Annotated in this window: 25 protein-coding genes; 2 read left to right on the top strand and 23 right to left on the bottom strand. The window is 58.4% G+C overall.

Translation table 11 applies throughout. The annotated features are described in order from the left end of the window. Positions 1 to 277: 277 nt before the first annotated feature. From aroH to CBW65_RS18270, 7 genes are all read right to left on the bottom strand, one after another. On the bottom strand, positions 278 to 655 hold the full coding sequence (aroH, locus tag CBW65_RS18300; RefSeq protein WP_087458061.1) for a chorismate mutase: 378 nt from the start codon (positions 653 to 655) through the stop codon (positions 278 to 280). A gap of 3 nt (positions 656 to 658) precedes the next feature. Then, complete coding sequence (gene aroB, locus CBW65_RS18295) at positions 659 to 1,756, bottom strand: 3-dehydroquinate synthase (protein WP_087458060.1); 1,098 nt, start codon at positions 1,754 to 1,756, stop codon at positions 659 to 661. Continuing rightward, positions 1,753 to 2,910: a chorismate synthase gene (gene aroC, locus CBW65_RS18290; RefSeq protein ID WP_087458059.1), complete on the bottom strand. Its 1,158-nt coding sequence runs from the start codon at positions 2,908 to 2,910 to the stop codon at positions 1,753 to 1,755. The genes aroB and aroC overlap by 4 nt, the downstream gene beginning before the upstream one ends. Positions 2,911 to 3,055: 145 nt before the next feature. Further along, a complete protein-coding gene (locus tag CBW65_RS18285) occupies positions 3,056 to 4,036 on the bottom strand; it encodes a M42 family metallopeptidase (RefSeq protein WP_087458058.1) in 981 nt (326 codons plus the stop codon). Continuing rightward, entirely contained in the window at positions 4,033 to 5,058 is a 1,026-nt protein-coding gene (locus tag CBW65_RS18280) for a M42 family metallopeptidase (RefSeq protein ID WP_087458057.1), read from the bottom strand. The genes CBW65_RS18285 and CBW65_RS18280 overlap by 4 nt, the downstream gene beginning before the upstream one ends. Continuing rightward, a complete protein-coding gene (locus tag CBW65_RS18275) occupies positions 5,040 to 6,116 on the bottom strand; it encodes a M42 family metallopeptidase (RefSeq protein WP_232463363.1) in 1,077 nt (358 codons plus the stop codon). Before CBW65_RS18275 ends, CBW65_RS18280 begins: the two co-directional genes overlap by 19 nt. A gap of 113 nt (positions 6,117 to 6,229) precedes the next feature. After that, the gene (locus tag CBW65_RS18270) at positions 6,230 to 6,577 is read right to left on the bottom strand and encodes a hypothetical protein (protein WP_087458056.1); all 348 of its coding nucleotides are present in this window, start codon (positions 6,575 to 6,577) and stop codon (positions 6,230 to 6,232) included. Positions 6,578 to 6,698: 121 nt separating this feature from the next. On the opposite strand from CBW65_RS18270, the gene CBW65_RS18265 reads away from it, so the two are divergent. Beyond that, complete coding sequence (locus tag CBW65_RS18265) at positions 6,699 to 6,902, top strand: hypothetical protein (protein WP_087458055.1); 204 nt, start codon at positions 6,699 to 6,701, stop codon at positions 6,900 to 6,902. A 76-nt stretch (positions 6,903 to 6,978) separates the two neighbouring features. Continuing rightward, entirely contained in the window at positions 6,979 to 7,425 is a 447-nt protein-coding gene (locus CBW65_RS18260; protein ID WP_087458054.1) for a GyrI-like domain-containing protein, read from the top strand. Between the two features lie 47 nt (positions 7,426 to 7,472). On the opposite strand, the gene CBW65_RS18255 is transcribed toward CBW65_RS18260, so the two are convergent. From CBW65_RS18255 to CBW65_RS25170, 16 genes are all read right to left on the bottom strand, one after another. Next, positions 7,473 to 8,600 (bottom strand): N-acetylmuramoyl-L-alanine amidase family protein, encoded by a 1,128-nt coding sequence (locus CBW65_RS18255; protein WP_087458053.1) that lies wholly within the window; start codon positions 8,598 to 8,600, stop codon positions 7,473 to 7,475. Between the two features lie 202 nt (positions 8,601 to 8,802). After that, positions 8,803 to 9,546 (bottom strand): ABC transporter permease, encoded by a 744-nt coding sequence (locus tag CBW65_RS18250; protein WP_232463362.1) that lies wholly within the window; start codon positions 9,544 to 9,546, stop codon positions 8,803 to 8,805. Positions 9,547 to 9,552: 6 nt separating this feature from the next. Next, on the bottom strand, positions 9,553 to 10,287 hold the full coding sequence (locus CBW65_RS18245) for an ABC transporter ATP-binding protein (protein ID WP_232463361.1): 735 nt from the start codon (positions 10,285 to 10,287) through the stop codon (positions 9,553 to 9,555). Further along, on the bottom strand, positions 10,284 to 11,363 hold the full coding sequence (locus tag CBW65_RS18240; RefSeq protein WP_157722049.1) for a TOMM precursor leader peptide-binding protein: 1,080 nt from the start codon (positions 11,361 to 11,363) through the stop codon (positions 10,284 to 10,286). The genes CBW65_RS18245 and CBW65_RS18240 overlap by 4 nt, the downstream gene beginning before the upstream one ends. 82 nt (positions 11,364 to 11,445) lie before the next feature. Then, positions 11,446 to 12,330: a SagB family peptide dehydrogenase gene (locus CBW65_RS18235; RefSeq protein WP_087458050.1), complete on the bottom strand. Its 885-nt coding sequence runs from the start codon at positions 12,328 to 12,330 to the stop codon at positions 11,446 to 11,448. Continuing rightward, positions 12,330 to 13,319, bottom strand: coding sequence for a thiopeptide-type bacteriocin biosynthesis protein (locus CBW65_RS18230; RefSeq protein WP_087458049.1), 990 nt, complete (start codon positions 13,317 to 13,319; stop codon positions 12,330 to 12,332). Before CBW65_RS18230 ends, CBW65_RS18235 begins: the two co-directional genes overlap by 1 nt. Positions 13,320 to 13,334: 15 nt before the next feature. Beyond that, positions 13,335 to 14,852: a nitroreductase family protein gene (locus CBW65_RS18225; RefSeq protein WP_198299650.1), complete on the bottom strand. Its 1,518-nt coding sequence runs from the start codon at positions 14,850 to 14,852 to the stop codon at positions 13,335 to 13,337. 12 nt (positions 14,853 to 14,864) lie between these two features. Next, positions 14,865 to 16,856 carry a TOMM precursor leader peptide-binding protein gene (locus CBW65_RS18220; protein WP_087458047.1) on the bottom strand — a complete coding sequence of 664 codons (1,992 nt, stop codon included), beginning with the start codon at positions 16,854 to 16,856 and terminating at the stop codon, positions 14,865 to 14,867. Further along, positions 16,856 to 18,709: a hypothetical protein gene (locus CBW65_RS18215; protein ID WP_087458046.1), complete on the bottom strand. Its 1,854-nt coding sequence runs from the start codon at positions 18,707 to 18,709 to the stop codon at positions 16,856 to 16,858. Before CBW65_RS18215 ends, CBW65_RS18220 begins: the two co-directional genes overlap by 1 nt. Continuing rightward, positions 18,693 to 19,859 carry a lantibiotic dehydratase C-terminal domain-containing protein gene (locus tag CBW65_RS18210; RefSeq protein WP_157722048.1) on the bottom strand — a complete coding sequence of 389 codons (1,167 nt, stop codon included), beginning with the start codon at positions 19,857 to 19,859 and terminating at the stop codon, positions 18,693 to 18,695. The genes CBW65_RS18215 and CBW65_RS18210 overlap by 17 nt, the downstream gene beginning before the upstream one ends. A gap of 5 nt (positions 19,860 to 19,864) precedes the next feature. After that, the gene (locus CBW65_RS18205) at positions 19,865 to 22,591 is read right to left on the bottom strand and encodes a lantibiotic dehydratase (RefSeq protein WP_087458044.1); all 2,727 of its coding nucleotides are present in this window, start codon (positions 22,589 to 22,591) and stop codon (positions 19,865 to 19,867) included. A 177-nt stretch (positions 22,592 to 22,768) separates the two neighbouring features. After that, a complete protein-coding gene (locus tag CBW65_RS18200; protein WP_087458043.1) occupies positions 22,769 to 22,918 on the bottom strand; it encodes a thiazolylpeptide-type bacteriocin in 150 nt (49 codons plus the stop codon). 45 nt (positions 22,919 to 22,963) lie between these two features. Then, a complete protein-coding gene (locus CBW65_RS18195; protein WP_087458043.1) occupies positions 22,964 to 23,113 on the bottom strand; it encodes a thiazolylpeptide-type bacteriocin in 150 nt (49 codons plus the stop codon). Between the two features lie 46 nt (positions 23,114 to 23,159). After that, a complete protein-coding gene (locus tag CBW65_RS18190) occupies positions 23,160 to 23,309 on the bottom strand; it encodes a thiazolylpeptide-type bacteriocin (protein ID WP_087458043.1) in 150 nt (49 codons plus the stop codon). Between the two features lie 280 nt (positions 23,310 to 23,589). Next, positions 23,590 to 24,525 carry an MFS transporter gene (locus tag CBW65_RS18185; protein ID WP_157722047.1) on the bottom strand — a complete coding sequence of 312 codons (936 nt, stop codon included), beginning with the start codon at positions 24,523 to 24,525 and terminating at the stop codon, positions 23,590 to 23,592. Continuing rightward, positions 24,525 to 24,851: an MFS transporter gene (locus CBW65_RS25170; protein WP_269768023.1), complete on the bottom strand. Its 327-nt coding sequence runs from the start codon at positions 24,849 to 24,851 to the stop codon at positions 24,525 to 24,527. Before CBW65_RS25170 ends, CBW65_RS18185 begins: the two co-directional genes overlap by 1 nt. Between the last annotated feature and the right edge of the window lie 136 nt (positions 24,852 to 24,987).

Below are 24,987 nucleotides of genomic sequence, written 5' to 3'. Positions count from 1 at the left end.
CTCCTCTCAACTCATCTCTCGAATCAACTGCTCTCTCAAGCAACTAAAAAAGGCCAGAGCATAGGCGCTCTGACCGGTAAGGACAAGGAAGAAAGTACGCAGATAGGTAGACCCATCCCGTATGTATCGGCTCTTCTCGTCTCGGCTCGCCTGTGCTATTCTCATCTGCTCGTTGGCTTCTGCGCACTCCTGCGCAAAACGCCCCTTTAAAAACCATAAAACTCAACTCTGGCTCTCACTTAACTAGTTAACATGATACACCGCCAGCGATTGACCGTCAACCCTTTTGTTGCAAATCGGGCCGCAGCTTGACCGCATCACGCAGGTAGATGTGCTGAATCTCCTCCTGCGTCTTGGCGGTGTTCACATGCAGGAGCAGGCGGATGCACATCGGCAGTCCACCCGGCACCTGCACTTCCAGAGCTCCCATCAGCGGGATCAGTTCCCAGCCGTCCAACTCGCGAATGGCCTGGGCGGGAAATGCAGCATCAAGGTCGGGCGTCATCGTGATGAAACAGGAAGCGATCAGCGGAGTTGTCAATTGATTCTCCTCCACCATCGCCAGCAAGAGTTCCCGGGTCGCTTGATGGATGCTCGCAGCATCATTTTGTTCAACGGTGATAGCGCCGCGAATCCCGCGCACGACCAATGTCATGTGTCAGCCCTCCCTGGTAGCAGCAATCACTTCACGCACTTGCTCCGGCGGCACTTCCTTGACGATCTCCACTTCGCCGATGCGGCGCAGGAGCACAAACGTCAGCGTGCCGCCGGTTGCTTTTTTGTCCTTTTGCATCGATGATATCAGTTCGTCAGTATCGAGATTGTTCGGAATCCGCGTCGGCAGCCCGGCCAGCTCGACCATCGCTTCCACCTCGGCTGCCGTCTCTGCCGAACAATATCCCAGTCGGACCGACAGCCTGGCAGCGGCGACCATGCCGATCGCCACCGCTTCGCCGTGCCCAAGCCGTCCGTATCCGGCCAGCGTCTCGACCGCATGACCAAGCGTATGGCCAAAATTCAAAATCGCCCGCAGCCCCTGCTCCCGCTCATCGGCCGACACCACTTCTGCCTTGATCCGGCACGAGCGGGCCAGCAGTTCGGGCAGCACCGCCGGATCATTTTGCAAAATGGCTGCGGTGTGTGTTTTCATCCAGTCAAAAAATTCAGCATCGCGGATGATCCCATGCTTGATCGCTTCCGCATACCCGCCGCGCCGTTCGCGCAGTGGCAAGGTGTGGAGCGTCTCGATGTCGTACAATACCGCCAATGGCTGATGAAACGCCCCGATGATATTTTTCGCGCGGGACAGGTTGACGGCAACTTTGCCGCCGACCGCGCTGTCTTGGGCGAGCATCGTCGTCGGCAACTGCACGAAGTTGATCCCGCGCATGTACGCCGCCGCCACAAATCCGGCAAAATCGCCAACCACGCCGCCGCCCAGCGCCAAGACGACCGAATGGCGGTCGAGGCCCTTTTCATACGCGAACTCAAACGCCTCTTCCGCCAATGCCAGCCGCTTCGACGCTTCTCCCGCCGGGATCACAAACACGTCCGCACGATACCCGGCCGCTTCCAGCGACGAGAGCACAGGCGCGAGATGCCCCGCCGCCTGCACGTTCGTGTCGGTGATGATCAGATGCCGGGACGCCGCTTTCACGTTCAGCTCTTGCAAAAATGCACCAGTCCGCGCCAGCAATCCCGTACCGATCACGATGTCATAAGAGGTGTGTCCTGTATCGACGCGCTCCCGGATCATCGTTCACCGATTATGGTCAGATAGTTGTGGTAGTTGCGCTCGATCTCTTCGATCGAGTCGCCGCCGAATTTTTCCAAAAAGGCTTGACCCAGCACCCAAGCGACCATCGCTTCGCCAACCACCGCAGCGGCGGGCACAGCGCAAACGTCGGAGCGCTCAATCGTGGCGCGGTACGGCTCTTTCGTGCGCATGTCGACCGACTCGAGCGGCTTGTACAGCGTGGGGATCGGCTTCATCGCCGCGCGGACGATCACCGGCTGGCCGTTGGTCACGCCGCCTTCTAAGCCGCCTGCGTTGTTCGAGCGGCGGTAGTAATCGCCTTGGCGGTGCCCGATCTCATCGTGCACCTGCGAGCCCGGCGTGCGCGCCGCGTCGAAACCGAGTCCGATCTCCACGCCTTTGATCGCCTGAATGCTCATCAGAGCCTGGGCGAGACGCCCGTCCAGCTTGCGGTCGGGATGCGAATACGAGCCAAGACCGATCGGCGCGCCGGTGACGATGATTTCAAAAATCCCGCCCAGCGTGTCACCCGCCGCTTTCGCTGCATCGATCGCCGCGATGATCTTTTTTTCCGCTTCCGGGTCGGCGACGCGCACTTCCGATGCTTCGGCGCGCTCGGCGATCTCCGGAATCGTTCCTTCCAAACGGTCCACCCGCACCGGGCCGAGCTCGACCACATGGCCGTAGACTTCGATCCCGAAATGGCGCAAGAGCAGGCGAGCTGCCGAACCAACCGCGACCATCGTCGCCGTGTTGCGCGCGCTGGCCCGTTCGAGCACATTGCGGATGTCTTCCTGATTGTATTTAAGAGCGCCAGCAAGGTCTGCATGACCCGGGCGCGGCTTGGTAATTTCCACGACACTGTCCGGCGCATCGCCTGTGATCGCCATCTTCTCCGACCAGTTGCGCCAGTCTTTGTTCTGAATCAACATCGCGACAGGCGTACCCATCGTTTTGCCAAAACGCACTCCGCTTTGGATCTCCACTCGATCTGACTCGATCTTCATCCGGCCACCGCGTCCATATCCTTGCTGGCGGCGCCACAACTGATGATTGATAAACTCCAGATCCAGCGGAAGATTGCTCGGCAACCCTTCTACGATCGCCGTCAGTGCAGGCCCGTGCGACTCCCCGGCCGTCAGATACCTCAACATACTCATCTGCTCCTCTCAGTTCTCAGCTCAATGCGAAATAAGGACAAAACTACGCAATTAAGCAACATTATACCAAGAGAAAGCACCCTTGCCCAGTGCAAGGGTGCTTCAGATACCAATAGCTTACAACTAACTCACGACCAACTTACAGCGAATAAGCCTGCAGCGCGTTGACCGCCAATTGTACCGTCAGCTCCACATCGCGCAGATCGACCGTCTCCGTGCCGTTTTCTTCGACTTTCACCGGAATCGACAGCGCACCGGTCGGGATGCCGTCTTCGGACAGCAAGAGCGCGCCCGTGTCGGACGTGCCTTCCGTATTAACTTCCATCTGGTAGGCAATGCCGGCCGCTTCCGCCTGCTCGATCAGGAAATGCTTGATCCGCGGCGGCACGATCGCCTGGCGGTCGATCACTTTGATCGCCGGTCCGGCGCCGAGCTCCACCGCAGCGCAGTATTTGATGTTGGCGCCATCCAGCACCAGCGCGAAGTCCGGCTTCAAGGCATAGCCCGCCGTCTTCACGCCACGCGAACCGACGCCATGCTGCACGGTAAACACGACCGACACATCATGCTGCGGCGTGCCCAGTCGCTTCAGAACTTCCACAGCAGCCGCGCATCCTGCACGGTTGTCGAGCGACTTGCCGACGAGCTTGCCCGGCGTCAGTTCCACCGTCTCCTGCATCCGCGCACAGGAATCGCCGACCTGCACGAGCTCCTCCGCCGCTGCTTTGGACGATACGCCGAGGTCGAGGAACAATTTGATCATCGTCAGCTCTTTGTCGTCTTGGGAATCGGCGTGGACGGTGCCGACCGTGCCGTTCGCAAACACCACGCGCTTGTCGATGATCGACTCCGGCTCAATGCTGCCGATGCCGCCGACACGCACGCGTCCGCCCGCTTCCACATGCAGAGCCATCAGTCCGACTTCATCCATGTGTGCGGTGATCAGCAGGTGCTTTTTCGCGCTGCCGTTGCCTTTTTTGGTGACGATCAGGTTGCCGACCACATCTTCGCGCACTTCATCCGCATACGGAGCGACCGCTTGCTTGAGCAGCGCGCGCACGTTCTCTTCCTGCCCGCTGGGGCCGGTCGCCTGGGCAAGCGTGACAATCAATTCTTTCATGCTTGAAAACCCCCTTGCTCCACGCGGCGGAGAAACTTTTCCACCAGCTCGATCGTCTGCTCATAGTCGTCCAGCGAGATCAGCTGTGACGGCGCATGGATGTAACGGGTCGGGACGGAGATGACGCCCGACAGAATCCCTTCCTTGGTCAGGTGAATCCGTCCGGCATCGTTGCCGCCCGCGACCGTCTTGCGGATTTGGTGCGGAATGCCCGCTTCATCCGCGACTTCGATCATCTCTTTGAGGAACTTGCGGTTGTGCACCGAAGAACCGTCCATCACCGACAGCGCCGGGCCTGCGCCGGAGATCGTCGCCTGCCCGTGTTCCACCGTGTCCGGCACGTCGGACGCCAAAGTGCCTTCGAGCACCAGCGCCACGTCCGGATTGATGCGGTATGCGGCCGGACCTGCGCCGCGCAGACCGATCTCTTCCTGCACCGTAAAGGCGTAGACAACCGGGATATCAAATTTCTTCTTGATCGTCTCGACCATCACGGCACAGCCAACGCGGTCATCGAACGACTTCGACTTGGCGCAGCGGTGCCCGATCTCTTCGTATTTCGTTGCAAAGACGGCAACGTCGCCCGGCTTTACGTATTTCAGCGCTTCTTCGCGAGTTGTCGCGCCGATGTCGATGCGCAGGTGTTCGAGGCCAACTGGCTTCTTGCGCTCATCTTGCGTCTGGTGATGCGGCGGTTTGGAACCGATCACGCCGAGAATCTTCTGATCGCCGATCTGCACTGGCTTGGAGAGCAGCACGCGGTCGTCGATCCCGCCGATGTGGCGGAACTTGATCAGGCCGTTGTCTTCCACACGGGTGATAAACAGGCTCACTTCGTCCATGTGGGCGCAGAGCATCACCTTCGGACCCGGACGGGTGCCGTCCACTTCCGCAAACAGGTTGCCCATCGCGTCGGTGTAGATGCGGTCTGCGTAGTCCTTGATTTCCTCGTAAATCACTTGCCGAATTTCATGTTCGTACCCGGACGGGCCTACTGCTTCGGTCAGTCTTTTAAGTAGCAACTCAATCCCTCCACATACTCATCATCAATTCCGGCAATATAGTGGGCGAGCAGCTTGCCGACCCCTTGAATGTCCGAATAGCGGACGGTCTCCACCGAGGTGTGCATATAACGCAGCGGGATCGACAGGAGCCCGGTCGGCACGCCTGCGCGCTGCACCTGGATCATCCAGGCATCGGTGCCGGTGTTGCCTTCCATGTATTCGAACGAGTGTCCCATTTCCAGACGCTCCGCCGTCTCCGTGAGGCTCCGGGTGATCTTGTGGTGCAAGTTCGGCCCGACGCCGATCGCCGGCCCCGACCCGAGCGGGAACGTCGCGTCGGCCGGCGCACCCGGCATGTCGCCAAATGTCACGTCGATCGCAATCCCGATATCCGGCTGCAGCCCGTACGTTGCCTGGCCTGCGCCAAACAGCCCGCGCTCTTCCTGCACGGTGCCCACCACATATACGTCCACATTGTGTTCGAGGTGTTGCAGTTCGGCCACGCACTCCAGCACCGAAGCGATGGAAGCACGGTTGTCGAGCGATTTGCCGGCGATGCGGTCGTATTGCAGCTCGATCGGCTCGCGGCGGATCGTCACCGGGTCACCGACGCGCACTTTTTCGCGCACCATGTCTTCCGGCATTGCGATGTCGATGAACAGCTCATCGAGCGACCACGCCTTGTCGCGATCTTCCTTCGAGGTCAGATGCGGCGGCTTGGAGCCGACGATGCCGACATAGTCGCCGTCTTTCGTATGTACCACCACTTCTTGCGCCACCTGCGTGCGCGGGTCGACCCCGCCGATCTTGGTCACGCGCAGGAAGCCCTTCGGCTCGATCTTGGTCACCATCAGGCCGATCTCGTCCATGTGCGCGGCCAGCATCACGCTTTTGCGCGGCGCGGTGCCTTTGCCTGCGATCTTGGCGATCAGGTTGCCCATTTTATCGATGCGAATGTCGTCGGTAAACGGTGTAAGCGCTTCCCGAAGCCGTGCCGCAATGCGGTCTTCGTACCCGGAAATGCCCCATTCGGCAAGCAGGCCTTTCATAATTTCGCGGATGTTGTATTCGCTCAAGATTTCATCCCCTTTGTAGAAACTCCGACACCATAGTATAGCCGTTCGATCATGAAAAAAAGAACGGACCAGACAATCCTGTCTGCCGTTCGTCATGAATATTCACGATCGTCTTACCGCTTCGACTCTTTCGAGCGCAGCGGAGCCATCAGCAACAGCGAAAGACGGAAACTGCGCGCATGCAAATACTCCCCGATCCCAACAGACAGCACGGTGGAAACCACACTGATCTCCATCACACTAGCCTGCGGATAGATGTATTCCGCGCCGCAGAGCGTCAAAAACAAACCGGCAGCAGTGCCTGCTGCAAGCGAGCATGCATAGCCTAAGAGGCCGGCCACAGCCTGTCCAAACAATTGGGCGCGCATCTGCAAACGAACTCCCCATGTGGTAAGCAGATATACAACTGCTGCGATCAACAAGAAATTCAGCACGATGCGCTCATCCTTTCGTTCCCTCATTTGGCGTTGCCTCTCAAAACGTACTCTCATTCTATCAATCACAGAATAGATGGTCAAATTGCGTAAAAGAGCCAGAACGTGCGCATACTAGCCCAAACAGGCTGATAAGGAAGTGTTTGCCATGAAAATGACGATTTCAGAAGCAATCGATTATTTGGAAGCAAAAGGTTTCCGGGTCAAAGGATACGGCTTCCCGGAAACGGAGTCGCTCGACAGCGATCAATCCTACGCCGAACAGTACCGCGTGCTCCAAGGCGACTACGACACCGGCATGATCCTGCCCCAGCAGCTGATCAACGTGGCGGAGAAGATGAAGGCGCACTAAAATCCCTCATGCAAAAAATTCCTCCTGTGCTAGAATCATAACATGGAGATTTTTGACAAGCAGGAGGAGAGAAAACATGACCGAACCGAGAATCGCAGAAAAAGCCGCTTTTACAGTCATCGGACTGGAAATCACCGGCCCCTATCAAGAGATGGAGCGCATCCCTGCCCTGTGGGACAGCCTCATCCGCCGCGCTGACGAGGTGAAGTTTATCGATACCTGGGGCGTCTCCTGGGACCGTGAGCAAGACTTCACCTACATCGCCGCCTTCGAAATCTGTGATCAGTCCCCGATCCCGGACGACATGGTGCAGCGCAACGTGGCCGCCCAGCGCTATGCCGTGTTCACCCACCATGGCAAAGTGGAAAACCTCCGCAACACCTTCGAATACGCCTACAAGACCTGGCTCCCGGAAAACGGACTTCAGCGCAACTACGCCGCGCCCTTCCTCGAACTCTACGACGAGCGCTGGCAAGGCAACACCGATGAATCGAGCTTTGAGATCTGGCTGCCTTTGAAGTAACAATTGAAAAAAGCTCCCCCGCTTTCGTGGAGGGAGCTTTTTCGTGGTCACTTTTGCCCGCTGACCGCAAAATACTCGTCAACCGCCGCGCCCATTTCCACGGCGAATTTTTGCTGGAGAGCTGTGTCTTCTAACTTTTTCAGATCACCCGCGTTGGACAGGAAGGCGATCTCGACGAGCGCGGCCGGTACGGTATTTTTCCGCAGGACGTAGAAATTGCTGTCCTTCGCGCCGCGATTATACGTGCCCATGGCGCGCAGGACGTGCTTTTGGATCACGCCGGCCAGTTGGCGGCTTTGCTCCGGGAAGGGGTTGACGCTGCCGTCGTAGGAGGTGGTGGTGTTGTAGTACGTCTCCGTGCCGTACGTGCCGGTGCTGGAAAACGAGTTGGCATGCAGCGAAATGAACAGATTCGCCTCGCTCGCTTTTGACACATCAACTCGCGCCTGTAGCTCTTCCGCCAGATCTGTGGTGGAAGGATCGAGCTCCACATCGGTCTCCCGCACCATCACCACGTTGTAGCCGCGTTTGACCAGCTCTGCCTTGGCTTTCAAGCTGAAGGACAGCGTCAAGTCTTCCTCTTCCGTCCCATCCAACGCGATCGCACCCGGATCGCGTCCGCCGTGGCCGGGGTCGATGACGAGCGTTTTCACTTTGAAGTTGTCCCACACCCAGTGCCCGTCCGTGATCTGCCGGACCGACGCGCCTGCCCACAGCCGCGCATAGGCGACCGCTTCTTCGAACGACTTGTACTCGCGCAGCATCTTCTCCCCTTGAAACACGCGGTACTTGGGATAGTTGTCCCACAGCCAGGAGCCTTTCCACGTCCTGACTGACGAGCGCGCCCACAGCTTGGCATAGTCCATCGCCGCTGCTTGCGTCGTAAACTCTTTCAACATCCGTTCGCCTTGATAGACCTGAAAGCGCGGATAGTTGTCCCACAGCCAGAGATTGCCGGCGATCTTCACGACCGACGAGTGATCCCACAGTTTCGCGTAGGCAACCGCTTCATTATAGGAAACGAAACTCTTCAAATAAGTGTTGCGCTGAAACACATTGTATTGTTTCGCGGTGCTGGTCACGGTCGTCTTCGTTGTCGTCGTCGCCGCTTCTGCCACCGAGACACTTCCTGCCAAAAGCAACCCTGCCAAAAGAAGGCTCATGCTGTTCTTCATGATCGTCGTTGTTCCTCCCGATACGTTTTCTGCATGATCCTCTTTTTCGACAAAAGCCGACACCTCCCTGTCCCGTTCGCGGGAAATAGTCCATCTGTTCTGAAAAATGGGGCAAACGGCTCAGAAGACTCCCGCTTCGGCAGGACAAAAAAGCTCCCTTTTCAGGGAGCTTAGACGGTTGACAGCTCATTTTTCCTTGCTGTTAATCCCACTTGAATTTCTTGATGCCGATAAACGTGCCGACGAGGAAGATCCCGACCAGCACCAGCGCAGGCGTGACTGCCGCTTCGGTGAACAGCTTGCCGACCCAGCCCAGTTGGAGCAGGTCTTTGACATAGGTCATCGGGATGAATTTGGAGATCGTCTGCATGATCTCCGGCATCTTGTCGAGCGGCATGGTCGACCCGGACAGGAACATCATCGGGTACATCGCGACCATCGAGATCGCCATCGCCGTCTGCATGCGCTTGGCGATGCTGGCGATGAGGAAGCCCATCGCGAAAAACGACAAGGCGCAGAGGATCATCGACAAAATAAACTGGAGCATCGAGCCGGTGATCGTGGCATCAAACATGTACTTCGCGATCAGGATGATCTCCACCGTCCCGACCAGGATGCAGAAGAAGCCTTTCGTGATGATCGCCGCAAACACGTAGGACGAATTGAGCGGCGTCCCGCGCAGGCGTTTGTAAATGCCCTTTTCGCGGTCGATGACCACCTGCAGCCCAATCGTGAAGAATCCGGTCGTGAACATGACGATCGACACCATCGCCGGAATGTACGTGTCGATGTAATTGTAGCCGTTATACGTTTCATCGCCAAACATCGTGCCGAAGAAAATGAAGCTCACCGCCGGCAGCAGGAACGTGAAGAAGACGAACAGGATCTCGCGGAAGAACAGCTTGATCTCCATCTTCGTATGGGTCAGCATTGCAGACATGTTCATCAGAGGTTACGCTCCTTTCGTCGCCGCAGCGATCTCCACATAGACGTCATCCATCGTGCCCTGCCCGCCCGGCAGCAGCTTGATCAGGTTGTCCGGCGTATCGCACGCCACCAGTTCCCCGGCGCGGATGACCGCCACCCGGTCGCAGTACTTGTTGGCTTCTTCCATATAGTGCGTGGAGAGCAGGATCGTTTTGCCTTCCGCTTTCAGCTTGAGGATGATCTCCCACAGGTCATGCCGCGCCTTCGGGTCGAGGCCGGTCGTCGGCTCATCGAGGAAGATGATCTCCGGGTCGTTGATCAGCGCCAAAGCCAGCGCCGTGCGCTGCTGCCAGCCGCCGGAGAGCTTCTTGACATGCATCTTCAGGTACGGCTCCAAATTCAACATCCGGACGATCTCTTTCGGATCACGCGTTTTCTTATAATAGGATTGGAACAGTTCGAGCGCTTCGCTGACTTTGATCCGGTCATACAGCGAGGTCTTCTGCAGCTGAATCCCGATCTTCTCTTTCAGTTCGGCCGGCTGTTTTCTGGCGTCATACCCAAGCACCGTCACCTTGCCTGCGGTCGGCTCGATCAATCCCATCATCATCTCCAGCGTCGTTGTTTTGCCCGCGCCGTTGGCTCCGATGATGCCGAGCACTTCCCCTTTGTATACGTTCAACGAGATGCCACGCACGGCTTGTACCGTACCATAGGTCTTCTTGGCGTCATGTAGTTCGATCACCGTTTGTTCCTTCACGTTGCTACCTCCTCCTTGATCTGCTGCTCCGCCGCCCCGCACCCGCATACCGCACAGCGCGGCTGCTTGATCACTCCGTGCAAGGCGGCATCAAATGTCCGCATGTCCATCTGCATCTGCCGGCCAAGCGTCAGACTCGATTCTGTCTCCATGCGCTGCGGCATGTTGCCGACGATGTTTGGCACGTCTGAGGCCAGCATCCCCGCCGCCATGTCGGCGAACGTCGGGGAGATCGCAAGCGCTGCCTGCGCCCCGTTTTGCATGAGATGTTCCACATAGCGGTCATACGAGACCGGGTTTGCCATCCGGCTCCGGCGGTCCGCCTCCAGACAGTGATAACATCCGGTGCGCCCCGGCAGGAACGTCGGTCCGACATGCACATTCCACCCGTCGATCACGATCATCGACCAGGTGATGCCCTGCTCCACCGCCACCCGGTTCACCTGCTCATACAGGCTGGGAGCAAATGCATCCTCGGCGACCAGCACCAGCGACCGCCCTTCCATCAGGCGGCAGAGTGCCTCCGTGTCCTGCGCCGCCCAGACATGCCCGGATGCGCGCACAGTTCCCGCGATCCGGTTCAAGCTGCCGGCCAGCGCCTCCGCGCGCATCGCGCCAAGCTCTGCATACGCGTAGGCAAGCGATTGAAAACGGTCATCCGCCGTGACCGCCCGCCCATCGGCGACCGCCACATGCCCGGCGCCGAGCTGCACCAGCCCGGCTGCCAAACGGCTGCCGATCATCCCGGCGCCAAGCACCAAGATGTTCGCCTTCGCCAGCTCCCGTTCATAAAAATGGCGTGCGGTGTGGCGCGTGCCCATCAAGTGCGGCAGCCACTGCTCAGACCATGAACGCTCATCCGGGATCGGAGTCGGGGATTCGGCCAAAAACGACCGGCGCAGCGCGGCCAGCATTTTCAAACAATCCTCATGCCGTGCCTCCGGAACATGTACCATGATCTCCCGCATCGTGCGCGTGCCGTCCAATTCGCCAAACACATCCTGCAGCCAGGTCTCCCCTTCAGGAGCGCCGACACGGGCAAGACTCTCGCCCCAATGTACGTGACGAACCTGCAATTCATTACTTTCAGGAAAAGTAAAAAAGTAACCGTCGCGTAACTTATAATAGGAATTCAACAATAAGGTACGAAAACCTTCTTTATCCATTTTGTGATGCACCTCCTGCCCGACCGATCGGAATCATGTACAAGGCGGCGCGGTCGACACCGTCCAGTTCCAAGAGCTCATTGGCCCGGTCATCATAAAATCCGGCCAAGGTGACGCCCGTCATCCCCAGCGCCGTGGACACCAGCAGCAGATTCTGCGCAGCATGCCCCGCCTCCAATAATGTCAGGCGGTAAGCGCGCGCTCCGTATTTGTCAGACTGGTGCCGGAAGTCGGCGGCGAGAAAAAAGTGGACGGCTGCCCGGCTGTAGTCCTGCTTGACGAAGCCCGGATTGGCATCAGGATCGGTCGAAGCGGTCATCCCGGCGATCTGCCCGGAGAAGTCTCCCACCTGATGCAGATACAGCCGGTTCAGATACGGGCAGAACCGGTACAGCCCCCGCTCCATCCCTTCCACGCCATGCAGGTAGAGATAAAACTGCACCGGGTACAGCGCCCCGCCCGACGGGTAGCTGCGCAACCGCAATTGCAGTTCCTTCGTCCCGTCCGGCACGGTCTTCACCGCGTTGGTGCCCAGCGCGTATTTCAGCAGCAGGATCAATTCCTCCCGCGTGACCGGCTCCGCGAAGTCCCACGAACTTCGGCGAGCGAGCAGCGCGTCGCCCAATGCCCCCGGCAGCGGAGGCAGCTCTTCAAATCGCGGCAGGTCAAAATAGATCTCGGTCGCATCTTCCATCACATCCGGAACCGAATACTTGTCGAGCGGCAGGCGGTACGACATCAGGTCCGGGTCAAATTTGCTGTTGGCGTGATACAGTTCCGCCAGATGAAACGGGTTGTCGATCCCGGTGCGCTTCAGTTCCATGCGCTCCTCGACGCTGGAAGCCCGCCTGGAGGCGGCCAGCAGGCGTTTGGCCATCAGCGCACCTCCTCGCCCGTCTGAACTGCTTCGGACGCTGCGAGATGCAGCATGCAGCTCAGGTAATGCTCGTACGACATCAGCACGCCGAGCCGGTTGTTCGTCATGTGAATCTGCGACACGGCAATCGAGGCGATCGCATAGCGGCGGCGGCGTTCGGAGTCGACCGGGTCATCATCGTAGGGACAGACCAGCTCGCCTTGCAGCGCAATCGCTTCGTAGCGGGCAAAAGCTGCTTTGAGCTGATCAACCCACTGGCGATAGAACATGAACTCCTGATCGGAGTCGATAAACTCGACCAGCGTGCGAAAGCGCGGCACCCAGACCTCGCGCTGCCGTTCGAACAGCTCGCGGATTTTCACGCGCTGCGCTTCCGGCTGATCGACGAACGTCTGCCAGCTGTACATGTAGCGCTCGAAAAACATTCCGGCATCTTCAACCCGCACACCGAGGCAGAGCGCCGTGAGCAGCATGAGATCCATGGCGATGTTCATCCGCTTTTGGTACTCGCCCCGCGTCGCGGTGAGCACCTGCTCCACCATGTCGCTGGAGTGTGCAAACAGGTCTTCGCTGACCGGAAGCGCCGCCGCGCCGCCATAGCGTTTCGTCTCCGGCTCATACGGCATACGCACGATGCTGCCGTTCCCGTACCACGGCAAGCTGTCGCGGTCAACCGCTTCCCCGTCGAACTTGTGCTGCGCGTAGTACGCCTCCCTGCTCATCTCCTGCGCGGGCGGATGGGCCTGCATGTATGCGGCCGCCTGTTCGCGGATATACGGCTCCACATGCTCGTCAGGCTGCAGGAAGCGAATGCGGATGTGCGGGCCTCCGTCCCAGTAGCGCAGGAAAAACCACGCTTGGCAATGCCCTTCCGCCCGCAGTTTGCGCGCCGCCGGCATCAGGCAGTCGAGCAGCAGGTCATCCTGTTTTTCAAAATGGTGATAAAAAATGTGCAGGGCCAGCCATTCCCGCTTCGTCACGCCTGTCATGCCCACTCCTCCTGTCTACAAGCCCATATCAAATTCCAAATACGGCGTGTCGCTCTCCCCGATCACCAGCTGATAGACCACCGTGCGGGTCGTCTGTGACAAGCCGAGTAAAGCTTCCGTCTCAGCATCACGATAGCTTTTCAGCGGACGGGCATACCAGCCTCTGGCAGCCGCCAGCAGACAGAGGTACTGCGTCAAACGCCCGGCCCTCATCTGCATGATCTGATAGCCTCGGTTGCCATGCTGGTGCAGCGTCCGCTCGAAATCAACCGTGAGATAAAAAGCGGCCGGGATCGACCGGAAGTTGATATATTTCCCGTCCACCACGCTGGCCTGTTCCATCAATAACCCCATGTCCTGATGCAAGCTCTGCGCTTCGAAATCCGGCGCGGACAACTCACAGCGGTAGATCCCCGACGCCAGGCCCGCCACACGATGGGCGGACAGATACAGTCCGATCTCCCGGGCGAGACCCTGTGCATCCGGAAACGCTGCCAGCGCCTGCAACAGCCCGGACAGCTGTTCCAGCGGAATCGGCCGCCCGGTGGCCGACAGCCCGATCTTGTCGTTGCCCGAGTTGCGCGTTTTGATCACGTCCAGCAGATCCGCTTCGCATCCAGCGGCAGATCCGGCAAAATCGGCAGTCGTCCTGACGAGATGCTCTTGTGCTTGCTCCGCCTCGGGAAGTTCTTCTGCAAAAGTTAAGCGAGACGCTTCCATCATCTTCTGCAGGTCACCACATTGGTTCATCTCCTGCTCGAATCGCGTGTCAGCAGCAACAGGCTGCCGAGGTACTGACTCACAGGAAACCCGCTCCTGCTTCACCGCCCCCTGCGGCCATAAAACAACCACCGCCAGCGGCGTCTGCACCTTTCCGTTCAGGCCCAGCGATTCCAGCACCGGCCGATCCAGAAAATGCTCATGAATGCGAGCCTCATAGCCCAAACGGCTGGCCAGCACCTGCAGTTGCCCCAACGCATGACCGGCTTCCAGCGTGGCGATGTTGTAGGCAAAGTCCGCATACAGCCGGGCGATGCGCCACACGTCTGCCGCCACGATCAGCACGCTTTCCGCACCGTAAAGCGTTATACCAAGCGCCTGCTCCAACACGTCCCACATACCCTCTTCACTGCGCTGCTCCAACGCGTGCATCAACGGGTCATAGCGGAACACGCCCTGCGGCGGAACGACATACAGCTCAGTCGCATACAGGCACCTCGGCGACGGAGCCCCCCGGTGAAAGGGGCGCACGCTGCCCGCTTCATAGCGCACCAGTCCCAAGGTCAGATAGAGCAGCGTGGTCAGCCGCTCCAAAGGGGTAAGTGCTGCCCCTGATCGCACCTGTTGCAATGGCTCGACCGAACCAAGCGGCCGCACCGGCGCCAGGCTCAGCGATACGCGGCCCAGATACGGGGAAGCGGTCAGAAAGAGTTCCGGCTCCGTGCGCCGTTCCAGATCGCGCATCGTGTCATAGCGCAGGTAGCCGGTTTGCAGCCAAAACGAACGCCCGATGGCCAGATCGCGATTGTGCATCGTCATCCCGCCTTACGGAAACGGATGCGGATGCAGGTTGATCTCCTCCGGCGCGATCGGCTCCTTGCGGTAGCCCATCGTGACGGGAGCCTGCTGCACGCGCTCCATGACGATGCGGCGGAACTGATGGCCAAACGACATCGTCAGCATCCCCTGCACGATCACTTTGACCGCCTTGATACCAAGCGATTCCAGCTCCGGCGGCGTTTCGTCGATCACCAAAATGTCCTGATGATGCTCCAGCAGTTGGTTCATCAGCCCGGTCAATTCAGCCGAAAAGTCCTCGGGCGGCGTCTCCTCATACCATTTCGCATACACTTCGCGCACGCTTTTTACCGGGCGGTCTGCCGCAAACAAGAAGTCATAGCGCGGCAGTGTATCCGGATGGGAGTAGAGCAGCACATGATCTTCCATCGTCTGCACCAGCGTCGGGTCGCTCACCATCTCCTCCGCCTGCTGGCGTTTGGGAGCCATCGAGATCTCATAGATCGGCATCGACGTCACGACTTCGACCAGTGCGCCCATGATCGCTTTTTCCGGATCGGCATGCGCGCCGGCCGCTGTGTAGGTTTTCACCGCCGCATCGTCGGCCGGATTGATCAGCGTCGCCCAGATGCTCGGGATGCCGCTCTCCATCGTCATGTCGAACAGATGCAAGCGATAGCCCATCGCTTCCACACGGTCTTTGACGAGCAGGATATTTTGATCCTTTACGCCTTCCAGATCAAGCTCGGTCAGCTGCAGACGGTTGTACCAGGCGACAAGGAACGAATCGCGTTCGATCACTTCCATCAGCCCGTAATAGATCGCCTCTTCGAGCGACCCGCCCATCGCGCAGCCGTTCGACGTCTCATAGACAAACCGATTGACCGGCGGCTGCTCGGGCGTGGTCTGGCTCAGACGGTAGTAGACCATCTGCTCGGGGACCAGCACCGGCTTTTGCTCCCGCCACGAGTAGGCCCAGACCCAGCCGACCTTCAACTCATCATCATACGGGTGATACCGGTAGCCCGGCTCCTTTTGCTGCTCCGGGTCGTGGATGCCAAGCTGTGGCGGATGCACCGCCTGATCGCGGAACTCACTGTACGAGCCAATATGCATGGTGCGCCGACCGCGCGGGATCATCCCCGCATAACGTTCCAACGCTTCCAGAATCGAAGTGAACTCCGAATCGTTAAAGGTGACGGTGCGGCCAAAGCCGATCTCCGTGTGGTTTTCCGTTTCCAAAGGCAATTCTGCCCCGGTGATCGGAATGAACTTCGAGTACGTCTCCCGATACAGATGATGCACGAGCCCCATCCGCCAGTCATAAAACTCCTTGCGCAAGTTCTCCCGCGTCAGCTTGGGATTCGGCAGGCGGTAGGCGCGCGGGTGCGGCTTGAGCCGCGGCTGGAACTTCAGCTCGGCCAGCTCCGGCAGATCATCCGGCACCGTCGAGCATTCCGGGCACTGCGGATGCGGCAAAAAGCGGTGCAGTTGCCCCTTTAACGAGCCGTCGTAGCCCGCGTACATCCCCTGCACGTAACGCAGGTCACGCTCTGCTGCAAATGCGTTCAGCTCCTCCGCGACCAATTCTGCGAACAGATCCAGGAACGGAACGGTCCACAGCTTCGGTGCCGTGCGGTACGACTCACTGCTCTGCGCTGTCGTCACCGCGCTCCAGATCGGCTTGTTTGGATGCACATTGCGCATGCGAATCTCCGCGCATTGCAGACATCCTTCCTGTCCGGCGAACGACCACGGGCCGAGAAAGCTCCGATCTACATAGAGACTCGCCCGCAGATAGGGCACACCATGCGCACGCGTCAAACGCTGGATGCGCACTTCCTCGTCTGTATCGCGGCGATCGAGCAGGCTCAGCACCACATCAGGCCCGTGCCCTTCGGAAAAGGCGAGCGATTGCGAATGCTCCATCCGCGTCAGTTCAAAATTGAGTTCGAGCCGTTCACAGACCCAGTCGGCCAGCACGCCTTCGCCTACGATCCATATCTGGCGTTTGTTCATCAACCGCTCACCTCCTCCAGCCCGATTTGCCCGACCAGCACGCCCATTTGCAACGGCGCATCATCGGCCAGCCAAGGCAATGCCACGACGCGCAGTCCCTGCTGGCGCAACTGCTCCTGCACGACCGCATTCCAAGCCTTCCACTCCGGAACCGCCTCAGCAGGCACCTCGGCAAGCTCTTCAATCACGTCCGGCAGAAGTGCCGCCTCGATGGTCGCTGCTGTCATCTGTTCAGGGTGGTTCTCCTGCAGCTGGCAGCCGCTCAAAGCTTGCAAAAGCGCAGTCTTCAAAGCTTCGCGGCGCGTGCGCCCGATGCCCGACCCGATCCATTGTCCGTCACACCACACGCGTACAAGATGTGCAGCCTCCACACCCAGTTCGACAGCGAACAAGCGCACCTGCAGCCCGTAGCGCAGCGTCAGCATCTTCCAATACGTCTGCTCCAAACTCGCACCCAAATCGGCAGAGGTGAATTCCTTCAACTCTTCGCCCACCCGGCGCGCCCGCCCGGACAACGCCTGCAAAATGCCGCGCCCCTGCCACTCATGCACATCGCGCCCGTGGCTCCACGCGGCGTCGATCTCACTCGGAAGCTGCATAGGCATCTGCTCCTGCACCAAGCGAGCATAAGCGGTCAAAGCTTCGCGCACCGCCATCTCCATCGCCTCGTCGATCTGCTCCCCGCCTGCGATCACCGCCAGCGGACGCCCGTCAGCAAAGCCAGGGAGGCGTACGATCGCCTGCGCGTGCGCAAACGGAATCTGCCAGAGATCCCCCGGATGCAGCATGTTCAGCACGCCCAGCCGCTCATCCTTGAGACTTTCCAGCTCTCCCAAAAACTCGCGCAGCGGCGCAGCTTCCTCCAGCTGCCAGAAGCGTTCCTCCGCCCCTTGCCCCTTGCCTTGCAGCGGCGACGGCCACAGCCTGTGATGCTTCGCCTCCAAGAGACGCGGGTCGAGCAGCGCAACCTCATCGCGCACGTTCAAGCTCTCCAAGCCGGTCACCACTTTAAAACTTTCCAGCGCGGCGACGTTCCCGATCATCAGGCGGAACACGGGCGATTCGGCCTCTTCCAGCTGCTCGCCCGGCGGCACGAAGCGATCGAGCAGACAGTTCCAGCCCGTGGCGGCCGACGCATCCAACAAAGGCCCGACCACCCCGAAGCCAAACAACCGCGTGCCGACCAGTGCCGGAACGTTCAGCTCCGCGCACACAGAAGTCAGCTGTCCAACAAACGCGTCGTCATAACAATCGCTCACATGCACCACAAAATCAGGACGTCCTGCCTGCCCGCGCAGCCATTCACACGCGCGACCCGCTTCCAGCCAGGTCACATGCAGGGTCTCATCCTTCGCTTTCCACTGCTCAACAAAACGCACCAGCTCTGCATCGTCCGTCTCGACAAGCACCGGAGCCTGCAGTCCCATCTTGATCATCGAACGCACAAGCGCCCGATAGCTCAAGCCCGCCCCGGACAGCAGCACTCGCGCTGAGCGGAACTTTTGAAACAGCTCCCGACCGTTCACAGCCCCGTCTTCCAAATAAAGAATCGACTGCCGGTACAACTTCATCTCCAACTCGCTGACCGGCACCTCGCTGTCCGCCGAGGCATCCACCACAACTCCGCGCCGCACCAGCTCTCCGACCAGCGTGCGCACAAAATTCGCCTGCGCTTCCGGCAGCGGCGCGACCAGCTCGTCCAGCGTGCGCTCCCCGGTCAAGTAAGGCAGCACCTGCTCGACCCACTGGTAGATTGTCGGGCCTTTGATCACAAACTCATTTGTCCAGGTGCGAAAATACACCCCGTCCTCCGTCGCTGCATAATGCACGTGCGGTTTAGATTTTGGCTTCATGATGTGCCAGCACCCCTTCCCCGCCCGATTGCCCAAACTCGCTGACGATCTCCTGCCACGTGACCCCTTTCACACGCTCCACCGCGTTGCACAGCAGATAGCACAGCAGATGCTTATAGTTCGGGTTGATGCCAAACAAAGGCAGATAGGTATAAAACACATTGATCAGCATGCGATACGTCGCAAACTCCGGCGAGCCAAAAAATTGTTCATTGCCTTGCTTTTTAAACAGCGTCTTATGAAACTCGCTCATCCCCGACTCCGGGTCATCCATCTTCCAGCGGTCGACCGCTTCCTGCCCGATGCGTTCGGCGAGATCCTGATAGTGGTCCGTATTCGAAGTCAGCTCCCCGTCTTTTGCCAGCGCATAACACTCCTGAAACAGGTCACGCAACGCCTCCGACCACACGCGCAGCGGCCCTTGCTCCCCGACATACACGCCCTGCTCGTCCATCCCGTCCAACGCCTCGCGCAATGTCGCTTCGATCACACCGCCAAGCTGCTCTTCCTGCTGTTGGAAAGCGGTCAGCAGCTGTCCGTTTTTGTCCATCTGCACCAGAAAGCCTTCCACATGCGACCGGTACGACAGATGTCCGCGCAAGATGCCATGGTTCGGAAACTGCTCCGCCACCGCCGCCATCATGCGGATCATCCACTGGTAGCGTTTGAGCGTGTTGCCGCGTGAATCTTCCATAATGTCGAGCACCGCATCCAGCGCCCGCACCCAGAAGTTTTCGATCGCCGTCATCACGTTGACGCCGTTCACCACTTCCGAGCGGCGCACAAACGGCATCGCCGCGACCGAGTTGTCCGGCTGCAGCGGCTCATACGGCCCCGGCTCCAGCTCCCAGGCGCCCAGCGTCTGGCTCTGCTGCAGATACTGCGCTGCATCCAGCATACGCTGTGAAGGGTGCTGTTCCAGATACGGAGCCAGCCGCTCCTGCACGAAAGGCAGAATCGAGCCGGCCAAAAGATCCTCCTCTGCCTCCATCTGCAGCTCCACATGCGGCCCCAACTTCCAATGCCGGCGCACATGCAGGCGTTCCACGCCAAATGTCTCGCGCAACTCCCGCAGCACCGGACGAATGGCGTCCAGAATCAAAGCTTCCTTTTGGTCTTCATAGTAAAACACGTGAATCGACTGCCACACCTTCCTCAACCCCTTCCGCCCGGCTTGCCCAGCTCCACCGTCAATTCGGTCACATGCGAACGACCCTGCTCCTTGAAAAACATCCCGTCCGCGTCGGGCAGCATCTCTTCAATTTTCATGCCAAATCTCGTATCGCCGATGATCTTCCCAAACAGGCGCACCAACAGCGGGCTTTCAAAATCGATATACTGCGGCTTAAAGCTGGTAAAATCGACATTGGCCTGCTCCGCTTCCTTGCTCTCAAACATCTGCGCGAACGGATTCTCCGCATCGGTCATCGGCATGAAGCGGATAAACACACGGCTGGGCAGCCCCAGCTTCGTGCGCCATTTGTGCACGCGGGAGAAGAATTCATATTCGCTTTCCTTCTTCTCGCGTTCGATCAATTGGCTGCGCGGCACCATCCACTTTTGACGGGAGACCACGACCTGTCCCATCCGCACCCGCGGATAGACGCGCACCTCCTGCAAACGCTGTTCCTCGCTCAAGGTATGCTCATGGAACGAGTGGAAATTGAGCGGCAGCAGCGAGTTGGTAAACAGATTGGTCACCATCCTCACCAGACTCGGCAGCATCAGCGGGATCAGCGTCCCGAGGAACGCCGTCTGCACGATGCCGGCTTCCGGATGATGAAGCACGACGCGGTCGGTCGCTTTGTCATACACCCAGGACAGGTCATGAAAACGCATCGTCTGCGGCGCCTGTTCCTCCGGCCAGGTCTGCGGCAGATCCGGGAACACCAATTCGCGGGAGGCCAGCGGTTCGCGCAGGTTGGCATTAAACCCGTACACCCCGGACACCTCAGCAAATGCCCCCGTGTCGGCAAACAGCGACTCCACATACGCGCGCAACTCCTGCACTTCATCCCCTTCCGCATAATCAAGGAAGCGGGTGAAAAAGGTCAGGAAGCCATGATACGCCTGGTTGAGCACCAGCAGACTCTGCCCATCAGCCCGCTTTTGCCACTGTACAAAAAAGTCGTGTGCCATCGGGCGATTGCGGATGCTCTGCGGAATCTGCGACGTGAACGCGTCAATGTCTTCCGCGCTCAGCACCACTTCTTCCCCGCTCAACAGCCGCTCCGAGATCATCCGGCCAAACTCAACTTTCAGCTCATTGAGGACGCGGATGTTCTCCACCTCATTGGCGATGCCCAGATCGGCATGCAGCTCCTCCGGCACCATCGCCCGGAAAAATTCCTGATTGACCGCCACCAATGGCTGAATCAGCTCAGAAGCACGCGTGCAGACGCCGTCCTCCCCGTACGTTTGCCGGAACATCTGCGCCAAACGGGACTGCAGGCGGTACTTCACGTCAAACAAAGGCGACAGTTCCTGCAAGCGCGCAAGGTCTTGCATCATCCCCTGCCACTCGTCAGCAGGCAGGCGCGTCGGTTCCGGCAGCATCGCGTCTTCATAGAGCAGCATGGCAAATCTCGACCCGTCCGCTTCCACGCCCACCTCCGCGTACAGCTCTTCAAACTGCAGGGTCAAGCGGTTCAAGAGCTCTCTGCGCTCCTCCACCGCCGCCGTTTCAAACGCAGCGATCATCTCCTGCACCGCATGCAGCTTGTCGGCCACCCGCCCGGCGATCACCACCGGCCACTTTGCCAGCCAGCCTTGCACGTCGGTCAAAATGTCGGTCGTCTGATCCACAAGCTCTGCGGTTGGCTCCAAGATCTGCAAGTCGATCAGCTGCCCGAGAAACTTTTCGATCTCCTCGCGCTGGCCAACTCCTGCCAACTCGCCCAGCAGCGCTTCAAACGAGAGCATCGCGCCATGCGCTCCCTGCACTTTTTCCAAGACGGTTTGAATCGAAGGATTATAATGAAGCGAAACGTGCGCCTCCGAGGTGCGGAACACGCGGGGGCGACGCTTGGGATTGTCGGTGCGGCGCATCATGCGGAACTGCCCGTTGCTAACCATCGACGAGCGATTGGCCCGATAGGTGAGCAGCGGGCGAATCTCCGGCCGCTTCAACAGCCCGTCGAACAGGCGCAGCACAAACGTATGGTTGATCCGCAGTTTGCTCCGATACTGCTGCACAGACGCCAGACTCTCCTGGCCAGCTTCGTCCCATTCGCCATGCCCGACCAGCGTAAACGAGCTGAACGGCGACGTCTTCGCTCCGGTGCGGGTCAGCACCGTGCTCAGCGCATATTCAACTTTGCGCAGGCGGCCGCTGTGTTCGTCGACCGGCGTTTCGATATACTTCTGGATCTTCGTGTACAGCTCTTGGGAGGTCTGCACCACGCCGTTCAGAAAATACGGGTCTTGCGCCAGCTCCTGCATCCGAATGCGGCTATGGCGCAGTTCGCGTTCATACTGCGCCTGCGCTTCTTGTTCCAGATCGACGATCGAGTGATAAACAGCCTCCCAAGCTTGCATCTCGGCGATCAGATCAGCGGCGATCTGTCCGGCAAACTCAGGAGGACGCTTTTTCGGAAAACGGTTATTGAAAATGTCACGCTTATATTTGATCAATTGGTTGCGAAGCGCATCATCGGTCATTTTCGGCACGGCGGCCTCGAGTTGGTCGACAAGCGGCTGCGTGTGATGATCCAGCCAATTGGTATGCTCCGTGATTTGAGAGAGGCGATCCATCGTCTCTGGAGCTTGCCACTCCAGCAAACTCTGAAGCGAGATGCCTGCGACACGCAGCATGAACCTCGGGGCGAGCTTGGTATCGACGCCCAACGGGACTTGCAGGGTGTCAGTTGTCAGGTCCTTCATTTCCGATGCCTCCTTGTTGGTAATTCTTTCTGGGACAAACCCCTAAAAAAGCAAGAATGATTTCGAAAAATATGTATTATAATGAGATAGTAGTAAACAAAGCGCTCGGCTTGACTGTAGAAAGATTGGTTGACGCTGTGACAGCAGCGCCAACCAATCGAATGAGGCATGCATAAATTAGCAGGATCCGCAGCAAGAGCTGGAACCGCAAGTGGAGCAGCCAGAGCTGGAGGAGGAACCGGACGATGCAGCTGTCTCCGGCAGAGCCATCGCATCATTGAGGTCCATCACTTCCAGACCAGTCACTTCGAGTGCTTTGATTTCCATTTAGATTCACCTCCCTTTTCAAATTCACTTCCTTACTTCCCCGCATTAGCAAGATCCGCAGCAGGAGCTGGAGCCGCAAGTGGAGCAGCCGGAGCTGGAGGAGGAACCGGACGATGCAGCCGTTTCCGGCAGAGCCATTGCATCATTCAGGTCCATCACTTCGAGACCCGTCACTTCGAGAGCTTTGATTTCCATGTCAATTCACCTCCCTTCAAAGATTCACACCACCAACTTCCCACCATTAGCAAGATCCGCAGCAGGAGCTGGAACCGCAAGTGGAGCAGCCGGAGCTGGACGAGGAACCGGACGATGCAGCTGTCTCCGGCAGAGCCATTGCATCATTCAGGTCCATAACTTCCAAACCAGTCACTTCAAGAGCCTTGATTTCCATGTGTATTCACCTCCTTTCAAGCAAACAAATGCACGAAAAAATATCCGAATAGTAAGTTTTTTATTGTTAATATTTTGTCTCGTTACTCCTGATCGTATTTTACACAGTCGTAACAATTATCTATTTCAGTTCATAATAAAAAAGTAACTAACAATCTACAACCGAATTCTATCACACGACTAAATAACATACAAGGATTATTGGAATATTTACCCTACCTTTACCATAAAAAGACTCCCTGTCGAGGGAGTCTTTTGCTAACCGGATACGAGGGCAGCCCTCATACCGTAACATTTCCCGATGTGTTTTGCCGCGCATTCTTGCGCCCGTACAGCCGGATCGCAGGCACCAAAAAGGCCAGCCCGGCTGCCGTCAGTTCCAGCAGACCGCCGGAGAAGTACAGCACATCGAGGCCAAACGTATCGATCACCCATCCGGCCAGCGCCTGGCAGGGCGGTGTCGAGCCCATCGAGATCAGCGCCATCACGCTGCCGACCCGCCCCATCAGCTCTGGCGGGATGATCGTCTGGTTGACGCTGGAAGAAAAGACCTGAATCGACGTAGAGGCCAAGCCGCAGACCACCAGCAAGGCGGCCGCATACCAATGGTTCAGCGTAAAGATCGTCAGAAAAATCGCGACCCCCTGCACGAAAAAAGCGATCAAGGTCATGCGCGGTGTCGGGTTCTTGATGGCGATCAGCGTTATCACCACCGCCCCGATCAGCCCGCCAATCCCCCAGCCGGCCGACATCTGCCCCAGTCCGGCCGCGCCAACGCCGAATTTCTCCGCCAAAAAAGGCAGCCCGACCGACACCCCGTTCGCCCCGGCATTGGCGAAAAAGCTCACGATGATCATCGTCAAAATGATCGGCGTCTTCCCCACATACCGGATGCCTTCCAGAAAGTCAGCTTTAAAGGAACGCTTTTGCTTCCCGGCTGGCGATGCCGCAGCAGACTCCTGCGGCTGCAGTTTCACAAACGCCAGCGTCCCGGCGGAGATGATAAACGACAAGGCATTGAGCACCAGCCCCAGATGATAGCCGCCCATAGCAAAGATCATCGCCCCGGCCAGCGGGCCGATGATCCCCGCCACCTGCATCGAGCCGATCAGCACGCTGTTCGACTGGGTGTAATGCTCCTTCGTCACAATCCGCTGCCGAATGACGCCAGCCGCCGGCCAGTAAAAAGCATCAACAAGTCCAAAAATCACAGCCATCACATAAAAAAACCACAGCTCCGGCATCCCCCGATGCTAAACGCCAAGATCACCGCCAGCACCGCCGCCCGCAGCAGATCGGAGTAAATCATCACTTTTCGCGGATCATAGCGGTCGACCATCACGCCGCCGATCAGCATGACAGCCAGCCGCGGAATGCCAAACATCATCAAAAATGTACCCATGATGATCCCGGAGCCGGTGACTTCCACGATCATCCAGGACATCGTGATCATAAAAATGACATCGCCCAGCTGTGACAGCACATAGCCGAGCCAATAAAACAAAAAGCTGCGTTGCCGGAAAATCGCAAACCGCGAATCCATGCTCACTCACCTGTCCTTCTGCCCTTTCGCCGATTTGGCTCCATTATATACGATTCGCTAACAAGTTTACAGACTCGTAAACATCCAAAAAGGACCGTCGAAACGGTCCTTTTTGGCAGCTATGTGTGATTAGCAG

This window comes from Tumebacillus avium (genome assembly GCF_002162355.1).
GTDB lineage: Bacteria > Bacillota > Bacilli > Tumebacillales > Tumebacillaceae > Tumebacillus_A > Tumebacillus_A avium.
Note: the sequence above shows the minus strand (reverse complement) of the source record. Positions and strands in the feature narration are given on the sequence as shown.

Coding starts and splice junctions, on each gene's coding strand:
- CBW65_RS18285 (WP_087458058.1), bottom strand. CDS start 4,036: ATGAAAGAATTGATTGTCACGCTTGCCCAGGCGACCGGCCCCAGCGGG.
- CBW65_RS18235 (WP_087458050.1), bottom strand. CDS start 12,330: ATGGCCAAACGCCTGCTGGCCGCCTCCAGGCGGGCTTCCAGCGTCGAG.
- CBW65_RS18265 (WP_087458055.1), top strand. CDS start 6,699: ATGAAAATGACGATTTCAGAAGCAATCGATTATTTGGAAGCAAAAGGT.
- aroB (WP_087458060.1), bottom strand. CDS start 1,756: ATGATCCGGGAGCGCGTCGATACAGGACACACCTCTTATGACATCGTG.
- CBW65_RS25170 (WP_269768023.1), bottom strand. CDS start 24,851: ATGGATTCGCGGTTTGCGATTTTCCGGCAACGCAGCTTTTTGTTTTAT.
- CBW65_RS18250 (WP_232463362.1), bottom strand. CDS start 9,546: ATGAACATGTCTGCAATGCTGACCCATACGAAGATGGAGATCAAGCTG.
- CBW65_RS18185 (WP_157722047.1), bottom strand. CDS start 24,525: ATGGCTGTGATTTTTGGACTTGTTGATGCTTTTTACTGGCCGGCGGCT.
- CBW65_RS18220 (WP_087458047.1), bottom strand. CDS start 16,856: ATGAACAAACGCCAGATATGGATCGTAGGCGAAGGCGTGCTGGCCGAC.
- CBW65_RS18195 (WP_087458043.1), bottom strand. CDS start 23,113: ATGGAAATCAAAGCTCTCGAAGTGACGGGTCTCGAAGTGATGGACCTG.
- aroH (WP_087458061.1), bottom strand. CDS start 655: ATGACATTGGTCGTGCGCGGGATTCGCGGCGCTATCACCGTTGAACAA.
- CBW65_RS18190 (WP_087458043.1), bottom strand. CDS start 23,309: ATGGAAATCAAGGCTCTTGAAGTGACTGGTTTGGAAGTTATGGACCTG.
- CBW65_RS18215 (WP_087458046.1), bottom strand. CDS start 18,709: ATGAAGCCAAAATCTAAACCGCACGTGCATTATGCAGCGACGGAGGAC.
- CBW65_RS18230 (WP_087458049.1), bottom strand. CDS start 13,319: ATGACAGGCGTGACGAAGCGGGAATGGCTGGCCCTGCACATTTTTTAT.
- CBW65_RS18225 (WP_198299650.1), bottom strand. CDS start 14,852: ATGCACAATCGCGATCTGGCCATCGGGCGTTCGTTTTGGCTGCAAACC.
- CBW65_RS18260 (WP_087458054.1), top strand. CDS start 6,979: ATGACCGAACCGAGAATCGCAGAAAAAGCCGCTTTTACAGTCATCGGA.
- CBW65_RS18255 (WP_087458053.1), bottom strand. CDS start 8,600: ATGAAGAACAGCATGAGCCTTCTTTTGGCAGGGTTGCTTTTGGCAGGA.
- CBW65_RS18270 (WP_087458056.1), bottom strand. CDS start 6,577: ATGAGGGAACGAAAGGATGAGCGCATCGTGCTGAATTTCTTGTTGATC.
- aroC (WP_087458059.1), bottom strand. CDS start 2,910: ATGTTGAGGTATCTGACGGCCGGGGAGTCGCACGGGCCTGCACTGACG.
- CBW65_RS18200 (WP_087458043.1), bottom strand. CDS start 22,918: ATGGAAATCAAAGCACTCGAAGTGACTGGTCTGGAAGTGATGGACCTC.
- CBW65_RS18205 (WP_087458044.1), bottom strand. CDS start 22,591: ATGAAGGACCTGACAACTGACACCCTGCAAGTCCCGTTGGGCGTCGAT.